At 68.1% G+C, this 14289-nt stretch carries 9 protein-coding genes and 1 tRNA gene; 6 read left to right on the top strand and 4 right to left on the bottom strand.

Annotated features, from left to right (window positions below; all coding sequences use genetic code 11):
- The first annotated feature begins 2 nt into the window (after nt 1-2).
- Entirely contained in the window at nt 3-1094 is a 1092-nt protein-coding gene (locus ASF41_RS04455; RefSeq protein WP_056491115.1) for a cytochrome-c peroxidase, read from the top strand.
- Between the two features lie 36 nt (nt 1095-1130).
- On the opposite strand, the gene ASF41_RS25560 is transcribed toward ASF41_RS04455, so the two are convergent.
- Nucleotides 1131-1292 (bottom strand): hypothetical protein, encoded by a 162-nt coding sequence (locus ASF41_RS25560; RefSeq protein WP_200917586.1) that lies wholly within the window; start codon nt 1290-1292, stop codon nt 1131-1133.
- Between the two features lie 318 nt (nt 1293-1610).
- Between ASF41_RS25560 and ASF41_RS04460 the strand changes: the two genes are divergently transcribed.
- On the top strand, nt 1611-2612 hold the full coding sequence (locus tag ASF41_RS04460; RefSeq protein ID WP_056352247.1) for a hypothetical protein: 1002 nt from the start codon (nt 1611-1613) through the stop codon (nt 2610-2612).
- A gap of 102 nt (nt 2613-2714) precedes the next feature.
- On the opposite strand, the gene ASF41_RS04465 is transcribed toward ASF41_RS04460, so the two are convergent.
- Nucleotides 2715-3062: a hypothetical protein gene (locus ASF41_RS04465; protein WP_082503982.1), complete on the bottom strand. Its 348-nt coding sequence runs from the start codon at nt 3060-3062 to the stop codon at nt 2715-2717.
- Between the two features lie 213 nt (nt 3063-3275).
- Between ASF41_RS04465 and ASF41_RS04470 the strand changes: the two genes are divergently transcribed.
- Nucleotides 3276-6164, top strand: a complete 2889-nt coding sequence (locus ASF41_RS04470) for an EAL domain-containing protein (RefSeq protein WP_056491118.1) — start codon at nt 3276-3278, stop codon at nt 6162-6164.
- 67 nt (nt 6165-6231) lie between these two features.
- On the opposite strand, the gene ASF41_RS04475 is transcribed toward ASF41_RS04470, so the two are convergent.
- Nucleotides 6232-6534 carry a hypothetical protein gene (locus tag ASF41_RS04475; RefSeq protein WP_348271619.1) on the bottom strand — a complete coding sequence of 101 codons (303 nt, stop codon included), beginning with the start codon at nt 6532-6534 and terminating at the stop codon, nt 6232-6234.
- A 258-nt stretch (nt 6535-6792) separates the two neighbouring features.
- Between ASF41_RS04475 and htpG the strand changes: the two genes are divergently transcribed.
- The 3 genes from htpG (at nt 6793) to ASF41_RS04490 (ending at nt 10790) form a co-directional block, all read left to right on the top strand.
- Nucleotides 6793-8628: a molecular chaperone HtpG gene (gene htpG, locus ASF41_RS04480; RefSeq protein ID WP_056491121.1), complete on the top strand. Its 1836-nt coding sequence runs from the start codon at nt 6793-6795 to the stop codon at nt 8626-8628.
- Nucleotides 8629-8986: 358 nt separating this feature from the next.
- The gene (locus ASF41_RS04485) at nt 8987-10639 is read left to right on the top strand and encodes a DEAD/DEAH box helicase (protein WP_056491124.1); all 1653 of its coding nucleotides are present in this window, start codon (nt 8987-8989) and stop codon (nt 10637-10639) included.
- A gap of 75 nt (nt 10640-10714) precedes the next feature.
- A tRNA-Thr gene (locus tag ASF41_RS04490) sits at nt 10715-10790 on the top strand.
- Nucleotides 10791-11202: 412 nt separating this feature from the next.
- Here ASF41_RS04490 and ASF41_RS04495 read toward each other — a convergent pair.
- A complete protein-coding gene (locus ASF41_RS04495) occupies nt 11203-14181 on the bottom strand; it encodes a HEAT repeat domain-containing protein (protein WP_156653187.1) in 2979 nt (992 codons plus the stop codon).
- Nucleotides 14182-14289 lie beyond the last annotated feature (108 nt).

Genomic DNA, 14289 nt, shown 5'->3' on the forward strand with positions numbered 1-14289 from the left:
CGATGCGCAGACGGGTAAGCGCCGCGCTTGCCGGCGTTGCCCTGATTGCCTTCGCGGCATCGGGCCTCGGATTACGCACCTCGGGTGCCGGCGAGCCGGAACAAGCGAATGTCAGCACGACGCAGGCCGAACTGTCGGCGCTGCGCGAGGCTTATCGGCGCGTCGACGAGGCGGTCTACCCGGCCGACAATCCCTACAGCCCGGCCAAGGCCGCACTCGGCCAGCGCCTGTTCTTCGATACGCTCCTGTCGGGCGAGCGCACCATGAGCTGCGCCAGCTGCCACGTCCCGACTCAATCGTGGAGCGACGGCCGCCCGCGCGGCATCGGCGAGACCGGCGCGGCAATGAAAGTGCGCACGCCGACCCTGCTCGACGTGGCCCAGATCCCGATCCTCGGTTGGGACGGCAAATTCCGCGACCTCGAGAACGTCGCCTTCACGCCGATCACCAGCGCCAGCGCGATGAACCTGCCCGAGGCGACCTTGCTCGCACGGCTGAGAGCCGATCCCGGCTACGTCCGCGCCTTCGCGGCGGCGTTCCCCGAACGCGCCGCAGCCGGCGGATCGCCTGAGGCGATCAGTCGGCGGACCGTCGAGCTGGCGCTGGCGACCTTCCAGCGCTCCATCGTCTCCGGCGAGGCGCCGTTCGATCGCTGGGTCGCGGGCGACGCCCGCGCCATCGGCCCGAGTGCGAAGGCCGGGTTCGCGCTCTTCAACGGCAAGGCGCAATGCGCCGGCTGCCATTCGGGCTGGACCTTCACGGACGGATCCTTCCACGACGTCGGCGTCGGCGCCGAGGCGGATGTGGGACGGGCCGCGTTCTTTCCGGATTCGGTTCAGCTCCGCTACGCGTTCAAGACCCCCACCTTGCGCGACGTCACCGAGCGCGGCCCCTACATGCACGACGGTTCGCTGACCTCCCTGCGCGACGTCATCGATCTCTACGATCGCGGCGGGATCGACCGGCCCAGCCGATCGCCCGCGATCAAGCCGCTGGGGCTGACCGACGCCGAGAAGCGCGACCTGATCGCGTTCCTGAAGACCCTGAGCGCCGACGGCACGGCCAGCCTCGCGGTCCCGCCCCGCCTCAACTGAGGGATCGCCCTTCGTCAGGGACGCTGTCGGGTCGCGTCAGCGGAAGAGCGGGAGAGCGGCCCCGAGGAGGCCGAGCCCGCCGAGGAGAAGGCGCCCGGACCAGCGTTCGAGAGCGTCGGCCCGGCTCGGCGCGCGCGCCGCCGCGTAGGACAGGCCGGTCCCCACCATCAGGCTCGATAGGCTCAAGGTCGCGATCATCGGGCTCTTCAGGTTGAGACGGGCGATCCCCGGCTTAGCCCCGCGAGGGTTAGCGGACCCTGTCCGGGCGCAGGCTTTCCGACAGCATCGTCATCGAAGCGTTACGGGATCCCCATGCATCCGACCGGTCGGACGCGGATCACGGCCGATGCCGGCAAGCAACAGGTTAACCATTTGGAAAGGTCTATTAACAAGTTCCTTCCGCAAACCGGCGAAGGCGCGTAGTTTTCATCGCGCCGGCAGGCCCCCGCGCCGGTGTCGTGAATAGGGCTTCCCTCCATGTACCCCGGAAGACGTTGGCTGCCGCGCACCGCAGTCATGATGATGGCGGCTGTCCTCACGGTCGCAGGCTCCGACGCCGCGATGGCACACGTGAAATGGTTCTGCGCCTACGACCTGGTCGGGTCGCCTCGTGACCTCGGCGAGGTCCTGTGCTCGGACTTCGAGAAGCTGGTCGGCCTCTCCGTGCTCGCCCTGATGGTGGGCGGTCTTCTCGAAGGTACGGTGCTGGGGGCAGCACTCACGCGATCCCTCGACCGGACCACGGCCTGGGCACGCGAGAACACCGAGCTCCTGTTCCGTGCGGTTCTGGGCGGCTTCTTCGTCGCGCTCTGGACCCTCGGCGGCGTCATTCTGACGCCCGAGCTGAAGACGACCAGCAGCGCGCTCCCGTGGTTCCAGCTCGCCATCGCGGCCGGCTTCCTGTGGCGGCGGACCATGCCGTTCTCGGCCCTCGGCATCGTGGTCCTGTTCACGACCGCCCTGGTCCAGTACGGCGCCTTCCACCTCGCGGACTACCCGATCTTCCTCGGAGTCGCGGCTTACTGCGCGCTGACCGGCCTCGGCCGCTCCCTACCCGGCGGCCTCCGTCCCCTCGACATCGTGCGCTACACCGCCGCCATCACCCTGATGTGGGCCTCCGTCGAGAAGTGGGCCTATCCGCAATGGTCGTTCCCGCTCTTCATCGAGCATCCGGCGATGACGCTCGGGTTCACGGGCGAATACTTCATGAAGGCAGCCGGCGCGGTGGAATTCGCCCTGGCCTTCGCGCTGGTCTGCACCCCGCTGGTCCGCCGGGTCGCCGCGATCCTGCTGGCCGCCACCTTCATCTCGGCGATCTTCGAGTTCGGCAAGGTCGACGCCATCGGCCACGCGCCGATCATCGTCGCGATGGTGGCCCTCGCGGCCGACAACGCCGCATCGCCCTATCGCCTGCGTAACCTTGCCCTCACGCCCGTGGGCTATGGGGCGGCGCTGGCGGCCTTTCTCGGCCTCTACTACGGCGCCCACGCCGTGCTGCAGGGGTCGACCCTGCTCTGAGGGTCGCTCGCGCGCCGTGCAGGCGCGACGGGACGCGCCGCGGGCGGCTCCGGCGGGAGCCCCGGCGGCGCTCGATTCGGAGACGGTCGATCGCCCCGGATGTCAGCGGCCGTCGACCCGTACGGTCAACTTCATCTTCGGATGGATCCCGCACAGGACGGCGAAGGTCCCAGCCACGTTGAAGACGACCTGGGTCCGGCTCCCGGGCCTCAGGTCTCCCGAATCGAACGTGAAGTCCGGCGCATCGATGTAGACGTGGTGAAGTAGGTCGCCGTCGTCGTTGACGATTTCCACGTTGGCACCGCGTGGAACCATAAGGGCATTGGGTTGAAAGGCGCGCCCCTTCTGGGACACGTGCAGGCTGGGCGCACCGACGGTGGCCCACGCAAGCCCGCCACTCATCGCACCAAGAAGCCCGAAGGCCAGGCAAGCAATTGTCGATGGCCGCATCGCTTTTCCGTTCGTTCAACGACGATCAGGATCGAAACGAGCCGCGACCGAACCACGACGAGCAGTCTCGATGCTCAAGAGCCTTTCGACCTCCACAACCATAAAACGCCTGAGTGAAAGTCCGGTTAAGGGGATAAACTGCCGGCCCGATCTCAAGATCGCCTTAACGTCTTTCGGTCATCCTGCTGCGATGATGGGACGGGACAAGGCTGGATGACATCGCCCGCAGACCCGATGACATCGCGGGCGCGTCCCGGCCGGCGGCTCGCGGAGGCCGTCGCCGCGATGCTCGGCACGATCCGGGGACGGATCGTGATCGCGTTCCTCGTGATGAGCGCCATCACGGGGGCGCTCGGGTTGTCGGCGGCGTCGAGCATCCGCCGCGCCGACGAACTGGTCAGCCAGACCTTCGACCGGTCGCTGATGTCCATCAATTATGCCCGGGCCGCCGCCACCGACTTCGCCGGGATGCGCACGGCCGAGGCGCGGCGCTGGATGGTCACCGATCCGGCGGCCCGCACCCGCCTCGACGAGCGCTTCGCCAGCCTGCAGCGCCTCCTCGCCGAGGACCTCGAGATCGCCGTGGAGCGCGCCCAATCCGAGCGTGCGACCCGCGCGGCGCAGGCGGCCGAGCGCGCGGTGTCCGCGTGGACGGAGGCCCGCGCCAGGATCACCGATTTCGGCCGGAGCGAGGCTGCCTATGCGGAGCTCGACCGCCACGCGGCGGTGGCGGAGGAAAACTTCGACCTGTTCATCAACTATACGGCCGGCGACGGCTTCATCTATCGGCAGCAGGCCCGCGCCATCGTGGCCCGTGAGACCCGGCTCAACCTCCTGGGCACCCTGATCGCCGTGCTGCTTTCCGGGACCGTCGCCTTCTGCCTGGCGCGCCGCATCATGGGGCCGCTCGCCGATGCTTCGCAGGTCGCCACCCGCATCGCGGGCGGCGACCTCAGCGGCACGATGCCGGCCGGAGGGGCCGATGAGGTTGGTACGCTTCTGTCGGCCATGGGCACCATGCGCGACAACATCCGCCGTGCGATGGAGAAGGAGGTCGCACAGCGGATTTCCGCCGAGGACCGCCTCGCCGATGCCCTTGAGACCTCCCGGGAGGGGATCGTGGTCGTCGACGAGGCCGGGCGGATCAGCCTCACCAATAGCCAGGCGGAGGACTACCTCGGCTTCGCCGCCGGGACCCGGCCCGCGGGCCGCACGATCGCCGCCCTCGCGGCGGGTGAGGCCGGTCCGGGCAGCCTCGCCCAAGCGCTCCTTGCCACGACCGACGAGCGCAGCGAGCTGCGCCTCGGCGATGGCCGTTGGCTTCGGATCAGCCGGAGCGCCACGCGCACGGGCGGCTTCATCGCTGTCTGCAGCGACATCACGCTCCTGAAGGAGCAGGAAGCCATCCTCCAGGCCACCAACCTGCGCCTCGACACCGCCCTCGACAACATGTCCCAGGGCCTCTGCCTCTTCGACGTCGACGGCCGCCTCACCGTCGTGAACCGGCGCTACTGCGAGATCTTCAGCCTCGAGCCCGGGCAGCTTCCCCTCGGTCTGCCCTATCGCGACGTCGCGGGGCTCAGCGCCGCGCGCGGGGACTATCCGCAGCCCGAGCCCGATGCCTTCGCCCTGGCCCAGGCCGAGACCGCCAGCGGCGGCGCAGTCGATTCCGACTTCCTCCACCTCGGCGACGGGCGCGTGGTCGCGGTCTCGCACAAGGCGGTGCGCGGGGGCGGCCTCGTGGCGACCTACGAGGACGTCACCGAGCGCCGCGAAGCGGATGCGCGCATCGCCTTCATGGCCCGGCACGACGTGCTCACGGGCCTGCCGAACCGGGCGATGTTCGGCGAGCGGATCGAGGAAGCGGTCGCCCACCTCGGACGCGGTAGCCCGTTCGCGGTGCTCTGCCTCGACCTCGACCGCTTCAAGGAAGTCAACGACACGCTTGGCCACCCCGTGGGCGATGCCTTGCTGCGGGCGGTCGCCGACCGCCTGCGTGCCTGCGTGCGCGAGGTCGACACCGTGGCCCGCCTCGGGGGCGACGAGTTCGCGATCATCCTGGCACAGGCCGAGCAGCCCCGGGACGCCGCCGTGCTCGCCCGGCGGATCGTCGAGGTGGTCAGCGCGCCCTACGACCTCGACGGCCACCGTGCGAGCGTCGGCGTCAGCATCGGCATCTGCTTCGCGCCCGGCGACGGCACCACCTGCGACAAGCTCCTCAAGAATGCCGACGTCGCGCTCTACCGCGCCAAGGCGGATGGGCGCGGGACCTGGCGCTTCTTCGAGGCGGAGATGGATGTCAGCCTCCAGGCCCGCCGGGCCCTCGAACTCGACCTGCGCGAGGCCCTGGCGCGCGAGGAGTTCGAGCTGCACTACCAGCCGATCTACGACTTCCGCGCCCGGCGCATCGGCGGCTTCGAGGCCCTGGTGCGCTGGCACCACCCCGTGCGCGGCCTCGTTCCGCCGGGCGACTTCATCGCGGTCGCCGAGGAGATCGGTCTCATCGTGCCGCTGGGCGCCTGGTGCCTCACCACCGCCTGCACCGAGGCGATGCGCTGGCCCGATGGACTCAAGGTCGCGGTCAATGTCTCGGCGGTGCAGTTCCGCGACGAGGTCATCGTCGAGGCCGTCCGCCAAGCCCTGATCCAGAGCCGCCTGCCACCGGGACGGCTCGAGCTCGAGATCACCGAATCGGTGCTCCTCAAGGACAACCTCGCGACCCTGGCGACCCTCTATGCCCTGCGCCGCCTGGGCGTGCGGATCGCCATGGACGATTTCGGCACCGGCTACTCGTCCTTGAGCTACCTGCGAAGTTTCCCCTTCGACAAGATCAAGATCGACCAGTCCTTCGTCCGCGACATCACCAACAAGACCGATTCCGGCCTCATCGTCCGGGCCGTGATCGGCCTCGGTCTCAGCCTTGGGATGCGCACCACCGCCGAGGGGATCGAGACGGAGGCGCAGTTCGATCGCCTACGCAGCGAGGGCTGCGACGAGGGCCAGGGCTACTTCTTCGCCAAGCCGAGTCCGGCCTCCGAAGTCCCCAAGGCGATCGAACGCTGGTCGCGCGGGAACAGCGACGCTGCCCGGGCGGTGGCCTGACGGCGCCCCGCTCGGCGCGGCCGCCAGGACCCGCGCCCAGCGACCGAGCCCCGGCGACGGTCCGGGATCAGTCGACGACCTTGAGGTCGTCCACGGCGACGTCGCCGTTCTGGCTCGTGAAGGTCGGCGAGCGTCCGTTCGACTGCGAGACGCCGCTGATCCGGTGATCGCCGCTGTCATAGGTCGTCCGCTTGCCGTCCCGCTCGATCAGCAGGCGGTGCTTGTCGGGAAAGAACGCGTAGCGCATGTCGTTCTGGCCGCCGCTGGTGGAGGGCTGCCCCAGTTCCTGCGGCCACCACGGGTCGGATCCCTTCATCGGCTCCATGGGCTTCATGGGTTCCATGGGCTTCATCGGCTTCATCGGCTTCATCGGTTCCATCTCGGGCCGTCTCGCTGTCGTGAGGGGAAGGGACGTCATGTGTCGTGAAGGCACGGCTACGCCCGAGACCCGCGAAGGTTGCGCGCCGGCAGCGGGAAATCGGGTTTGCGCGCCGCGCATGCCGGTCCGCGTCCGACCTATCCCCTCCCCGCCCAGACCCTTCCGGACCTTGGCCGCCATTGAATTCGCCGGGGCGCGACGGCATATCGCGCTCGCTTCATCCTTTCTTCGACATCAGGAGGCGGTCCCTTGAGCGACACCGTGGAACGGCACGAATTCGGTGCCGAGGTCGGGCGTCTGTTGGACCTCGTGGTCCATGCCCTCTATTCCGACCGGGAGATCTTCCTGCGCGAGTTGGTGGCCAACGCCGCCGACGCCATGGACCGGCGCCGCTTCGAGGCGCTGACCGATCAGGCCTCCGCGCTGCCCGCCGACGCCAAGGTCCGCATCGCGCCGGACAAGGCGGCCCGCACCCTGACCATCACCGATGCCGGCATCGGCATGACGAAGTCGGAGCTGGCCCAGAACCTCGGCACCATCGCCCGCTCGGGCACCCGCGCCTTCAGCCAGACCCTCAGCGACGCCAGGCCCGAGGACAAGCCGAGCCTCATCGGCCAGTTCGGCGTCGGCTTCTACTCGGCCTTCATGGTCGCCGACCGGGTCACCGTCACCTCGCGCCGGGCCGGCTCCGAGGAGGCCTGGACCTGGGCGTCCGAGGGCCAGGGCAGCTACACCCTGGAGCCCGCCACCCGGGCGGGGCCCGGCACCGACATCGTCCTGCACCTCAAGGAGGATGCCGACGAGTACCTGGAGAGCTACCGGCTCGACCACGTCGTGCGCAAATGGGCCGACCACATCACCGTGCCGATCGCGATCCGCGGCGAGGACGGCAAGGAGGAGAACGCCAACCAGGGCACGGCCCTGTGGCGTAAGGCGAAGTCCGAGGTGACGCCGGAGCAGTACACCGAGTTCTACCGCCATGTCGGCATGAACTTCGACGAGCCCTGGGCGACCCTGCACTGGCGCGCAGAAGGGGCGCTGGAATTCTCCGCGCTGCTGTTCGTGCCCGGCATGAAGCCGTTCCAGGCGGTGGAGGGCGAGCGCGCCAGCAAGGTGCGCCTGCACGTCCGTCGCATGTTCATCACCGACGAGGCGGAGCTCCTCCCCTCCTGGCTGCGCTTCGTGCAGGGCGTGGTCGACACCGAGGACCTGCCCCTCAACGTCTCCCGCGAGATGCTGCAGGCGACCCCGGTGCTCACCAAGATCCGCCGCGCTGTCACCGGCCGCGTCCTCTCCGAGCTCACCACCCGGGCCAAGGACGCCGAGGGCTACCGCCCGTTCTGGGAGAATTTCGGACCCGTCCTCAAGGAGGGCATCTACGAGGATCACGAGCGGCGGCCCGAGATCGCGCCGCTCTTGCGCTTCCACTCCTCCGCCGTCGAGGGCTGGACCTCCCTGCCCGAGTACGTTTCGCGGATGAAGGACGGTCAGGAGGCGATCTACTATCTCGTCGCCGATGATGCCGACGCCCTGAAGCGCTCGCCCCAGCTCGAGGGTTTCCGCGCCCGCGGCATCGAGGTGCTGCTGCTCTCCGACCACGTCGACGCCTTCTGGCCCGAGGCCCTGGCCCGCTTCGACGACAAGCCCCTGCGCTCGGTTACGCAAGGGGCCGTCGACCTCTCGAAGTTCGCGGGCGAAACGCCCGAGGGCGAAGAAGCCCCGGCCTCCGTCGAGGCCCTGGTCGCGGCGCTCAAGGACGCGCTCGGCCCCGACGTCTCCGACGTGCGCGCCACCGACCGCCTGGTCGAGAGCGCCGTGGTGCTCTCCGCCTCCGGCCATGGCCCGGACCTGCAGATGCAGCGGCTCCTGCGCCGGGCCGGCCGGGGCGGCGGCGGTATGCCGGTCCTGGAAATCAATCCGCGCCATCCCCTGATCCGCGCGCTCAGCGCCAAGGTCGAGGCGCAAGAGGCGATCACCGACGCGGCCGGGACCCTCCTCGACCTCGCCCGGGTGCAGGACGGCGACACGCCGCGGGATCCCGTCGCCTTCGCGCAGAAGATGGCGGCAGCCCTAGCGGCGGCCTGAGCCCAGCCTCCGCTCGACGAGGCGGGTCCGGCGGGCCGTCTTGGCCGGACCCGCCTGGCCTGACGGGCGATCGGACTTCGGGAGCACGGGTTCCGGAAGGGCTTGGCGCAGGCCGTGTCCGACGCTAAGGGCCGCTCCGGAGACACGAAGGCCGCCGCACTCGTGCAGGGACGAGCGACAGCCCCGACACGTGCCGATCCGACCGTCGGAGACTTCTGCGGTCTGGACCGGAACGGCCCACCGGCCCGATGGACGGCCCCTGGCGTGCCGGGGCCGTGGGGCGTCGGACGGCGACGGCGCGGACGCGCGGCAGATTGGCCACGGACGCCGGAGGCGGCAGGCGCTAGAAGCGCCGCCGATGGATCTCCGCCCCTATCAGCGCGCCAGCCTCGACGCCCTCTATGCCTCCTGGGCGCGACAGGAGGGCCCGGGCCTCATCGTCCTGCCGACCGGTGCCGGCAAGTCGCTGGTGATCGCCGCCCTGGTGCGGGAGATGCTCGATCGCGATCCCCGCCATCGCATCGTCGTCGTCACCCACAGCCGCGAACTCATCGCACAGAACCACCGCGAACTCCTGGCGCTCTGGCCGGAGGCACCGGCGGGTATCTATTCCGCCGGCCTCGGTCGCCGCGAGGCCGGCGCACAGGTGCTGTTCTGCGGCATCCAGTCGATCTGGAACCGGACCCGCAACCTCGACGCGTTCGACCTCGTGGTCGTGGACGAAGCCCATCTCATCCCCCGCGACGCCGAAACCCGGTACGGCCGCTTCCTGGCCGCCCTGCGCGCCGAGCGCCGCGACCTGCGCGTCGTCGGCCTGACGGCCACGCCCTACCGCCTCGACAGCGGGCGCCTCGACGCGGGCCCCGGCCGGTTGTTCGAAGCCATCGTCTACGAGGCCAATGTCGGCGACCTGATCCACCAGGGCTACCTCGCGCCGCTCATCTCCAAGGCCACCGCCACGACCCTCGACGTCACGGGGGTGCCGCGGCGCGGGGGCGACTACATCCCGAGCGCCCTCGAGGCCGCCGTCAACCAGGATTGGATCACCCGCGCGGCGGTGGAGGAGATGGTCGGCTACGGGCAGGGCCGCCGGGCCTGGCTCGCCTTCTGCGCCGGCGTCGCCCATGCTACGGCGGTGCGCGACGCGATCCGGGCCGAGGGCCACAGCTGCGAGACCCTCTCGGGCGAGACGCCCAGGCGGGCGCGGGACCGCATCGTCCGGGCGTTCCGCGAGGGCCGGATCCGCTGCCTGACCTCGGTCGGCGTCCTCGCCACCGGCTTCAACGTGCCCCAGGTCGACCTCGTCGCCCTGCTGCGCCCGACCCAGAGCACCGGGCTCTACGTGCAGCAGGTCGGTCGTGCCCTGCGCCGGGCTCCGGACAAGGCGGACGCCCTGATCCTCGACTATGCCGGCCTCGTCCGCATGCACGGTCCGGTCGACATCGTCACCGCGCGCAGCGCCGCCGCGATCCGGGGACGCGAGGGCGAGATCCGGGCGAAGCCCTGCCCCGGCTGCGGCGCGCTGATCGCGCTCAACGCCAGCACCTGTGAGGCCTGCTGGGTCGAGCCCGAGGCGGAGCGGGACGACCCGGGCCACGAGGCCTCCGCCGACGACACCCATCCGATCCTCTCCCGGCCGATGCCCGTCCGCGCAGGATCGGCTTGGCAGGGCGTCGCCGGCTGGACCTTCGCCACCCGCGCCCGTTCCGGTTCGGCGGAAGACCTCGCGATCACGTTTCACCTCTGCGATGGCCGGCACCACCGGATCGTGGTCGGCCTCGCGCAGGTCGGTTACCCGCGCGAGAAGGCGGTCCAGTGGTGGCGCCAGCTCGGCGGCGGCCGCGACGTCCCGATGACGGCCGTCGAAGCCATGGCGGCGCAGGACCGTCTCACCCGCCCGGAGGCCATCGACATCCGCGCGCAGGGGCGCCTGACGGAGACCATCCGCTACCGTTTCCCGGACGGCCGCATCTTCGCCGATACCCGCCGCCTCGACGATCGCGCCGCCTGACATCCGCCGATCCGGCACCGTCCCCCCTACTCGGGCTTGCGCCGGGCCAACGGCACTGGTAGCGCAGGAACGCACGCCGGTTTAGCTCAGCTGGTAGAGCAACCGCCTTGTAAGCGGTAGGTCGCGAGTTCAAGTCCCGCAACCGGCACCACGTGCTCTCCCCCGGAAAGAGCCCTAATCACGGACCTCTTGGGGCAGTCTGCACGGACCTCAGAGAGCCGTGGTTACCTTGGGGTTACAAGAAGGGTCCCGGCTCGATCAGCCCTGGACGGGTTTCGAGTGTTTGTTCCGCGAGAGCGTTTCCAAGCCGCTTTGCGCCAGGAGGAGACATTCAGGCTGTGAAGGAAAGCCGTCTGATGTCGACCCTTGTGGGCCATTCGGCTCTCGACCCCATGGCTCCTTCGGAAGTGCGCTAATATAGGTCCGCCGCCGAAGCTATTATGTAAGATGGATCGAGTCTAGAGAGGAACAGACAAGAGGTGAGTACAGTGAGGCGACGCTATAGACATGCTATAACGCAGTTTGAATTCAACATCGCTTGATGCCGCCTTTCTCAATGGGGCTCAGTCCGCGAATCTAGCGAAAAGGCTCTCGGCAGCCCTTTCGAGACGCTCGACTTCACTTTCGTTGAAATGCTCCCAATCATCGGATTTGAACAGCATTGTCTCCACTTGTATGTATGAACGCGGATCGCGTTCGAGCACGCGCAAAACCGTCTGCTTCTCGTACCATCGCAGCGGCCCCTGCAGCACGGGTGACAGCAGTCCCTGCCAATCCTCGATCAGATTGAAACGGGGATGACCCGCGAGATCGTTGAAGGCACGCCAGAGTTCAATGCTGGTCCGTCTCGGGCCAGCTTCTCCTCCGCGCGCGAAAGACTCTGTCCAGCGCTGGAACAGCGCGGTCAGCACCCCGTCAATGGATGGAGACACGATGGCCCGCGCGAGCCCGCAGAGGCCGGCGAAGATTTCGTCCGTCCCGGAGAACAGATGCACGGTTAGGAACGGGATGAGCCGGTCGTCTATGAAGGCGGCGATTTGCTGGCGTCCAGAGTATGAGCAGATGCGGGCGAGCAGAGCATCGCCATCGCGGTCAAGTAGCTGGTAGAAGATTTCAGTGCTTCCCGCCGCGGCAAGGCAGGCGAGCAGCCGCTCAGCGTAGGCTTCCGAGTACGGCTCAGAGAGGAGTTTCTCGTGCCAGCGGATAGGAATGTCGCAGTGGTTTGCGGCAACTAAGGCAGGGCGGATCCAGGCTCCTACCGACTCCGAGCTGCTGCTGTAGGTTCGCTGCCATTGCGCGACGGTGTGACTTTCGCCGCCGAGCGTTACCTCTGGGACGTAACGCTCGACCGCGACTTCGCGGTCGTTGGCTGGGTCGGCCAACCGCGCGAGGTGCTCGAACTGGGCGGAGGTAATTTCCTCGAAGACGAGTGGTGCGCGACGGCTGAGCTCAGCATTCGGCTCGACGCCAGTCAGTGTCGAGACGGCCTCCTCGTAGCGGAACGTCGATCTCTGCAAGGCAGGCACGACACTCTCGGACGTGATGGGGCTAGGCTTGGCCGCGACCTCGTTCTCACGAGCTCTATCCAGGATAAACGTAAGCCGTGGCTCGCCTGCTATCGGCGAGCGCGCCACAAGCACCGCCAGCCGAGCGGCCGTGCCGGCCGAGGCGCCTTTCAGGCACTCGAGCAGGCACTTCGTCGCTATCCAAACGTGGTCCGCGCGCGCGAGTTCGCGCTCAATCAATTCGACCCGACCGGTGCATCTCAGGGCACGGAGGACTGCGCTGCGGAGTAGTGGGACGTGCAGCTCATTAATTAGGTCATCGAGCACTCCCGGGCTTCCGGGCCAGCCGCGTTCGAGGAGGCTATGGTAGAGCCATTTAGCTATCTCCGTCCCAGCAGCTATGCCGCGCGGGTCGATGAGGTCGGCCTGCGCATCCTCGAAAATGCCAGTCACGAGCGCGACAAAGCGCGCCTCGCCGCCGAGGAACGCCGGCAGTAGGCCCGCCGCCTCCTCCAGCAATAACCATGAAAGCATTGAATGCGTGTGAAGACCTTGATGATCGTCGATGGTCAACGGCGAGGCTTCACGCAGGATGGGCAGCATTTGCGAGAGCGCAGCATCAAAAGGCAGGGCCCCCGCCGCGTTGATCGCGGCACGGCGCAGTTGCCAGTTAGCTTTGGGATCGTTGGCGAGCAGCACGAGCTGAGGTGCGAAGGAGGCGTCGCGCGTGCGCGCGGCCAGCACGCACCGCCACAACAAAAGGTGCACGGATTCGGATGACGCGTCAGCAAGGTCGGCGACCGACGCGGCGCCTGATGCCACGATGGCAGTCCCTAGAAGAACGCCGATGGCCGGGTCCGTCTCGGTGGCGAGTCGCTCCTTCAAAGGCGCGAGGGCCATCCTCGCGCGCCTGTTGGCCAACAACAGCGCAGCTGTTACGCGCACCGAACGGTAAGGGTGGGAAGACGCCTTCAGCAACATTGCGGTCGCCGCCGAGCCAGGCAGGCGGCCGAGACTCGTCAGGGTGCTGAGGAATAAATCTGCCTTGCCCGTCTCAGCGGACCACAACTCAGCTTCTAGCAAGGGGATGGCCGCGGCGAACGGACTTCGCGCCGCCATCTGCAGGAAGAAAAAACTCCAGATGCCTGGGCGACCGACTTCAATCTCGCCGGACGCCTTGAAGCGCTCGTACAACGCGCCGAGGTCGGCCCCAACCGCGGCCAGGACCGCGAGAGCGACCACCCGAACTTGGAGGTTCTCTCCTTCTTTGAGCAGGATCGCCTCGTAGCGGACGCGATCGACCAACGTCGGCACCAAGCCTGGCGCGAGGGCGGCGAAACCGTGGATCGGGTTGTCTTTCTGCCCCGCGAGCGCCTCACACAGCGCACACAGGCGCGGCTCTCCAAGGAGGGCCAGGACGCGGATGGCCGCTTTCTGTATCGCCGGCTCGACTTCCATAGTTTGCAAGAAATCAACGCAGTGCGTTCTGAGAGACCGGCGATTGCGCCAAATGAGTGGGGCCAGCGGACCGAAGAGTGGAGACCGATGCACCAGCATGACGTGGCCCTCCACGTCCGGCAAAGCGGCGAGAAACTCCGCCGCCGCCTCACGGCTCACGACGGTGAGATCGCGGTGGGACCATCGCGTCCTGCGCCGGTCGAGGTCATCGGACTCATTATCTGCCATGAAGGCCAAAGCGCGCCGGAGAGCGTCACGCCGGCCGTCCGCGAGTAGGAAGGGTATGAGGAGGTGCCTAGTGTCGGGTGCCGCTTCATCGAACATCGCGAGCACTTCCGGACCGGCCACCTGCCCGTGTCGACGGGCCGCGATCAGGATCACGGTTAAATCACGATCAGCCGGGCCGGGTTGATCGCGATCAATCCCGATCGCAACACCGAGACCGAAGCGAATCAGCTCGATCAGACGGTTAGGTTCACGGGAGAGGCAAGCTTCAACGAGCGCTGACGCCCAGTTGAAGTCAGAAACGTATCGCTGGGTCTGGCTGCGTAGGACGGTGGCGATGTCCTCGAAGTCCACCGGCTTGTCTAGTGGTTAAGGTCTGACGGTTGAGTCCGCGTGGGGTTTCGGTTTGAGGCCTGTCCTGCGAGTCTGGCGGGATGCGCAGTGGCATCTCCTTCACGCTCT

The organism is Methylobacterium sp. Leaf111, assembly GCF_001423285.1.
GTDB lineage: Bacteria > Pseudomonadota > Alphaproteobacteria > Rhizobiales > Beijerinckiaceae > Methylobacterium.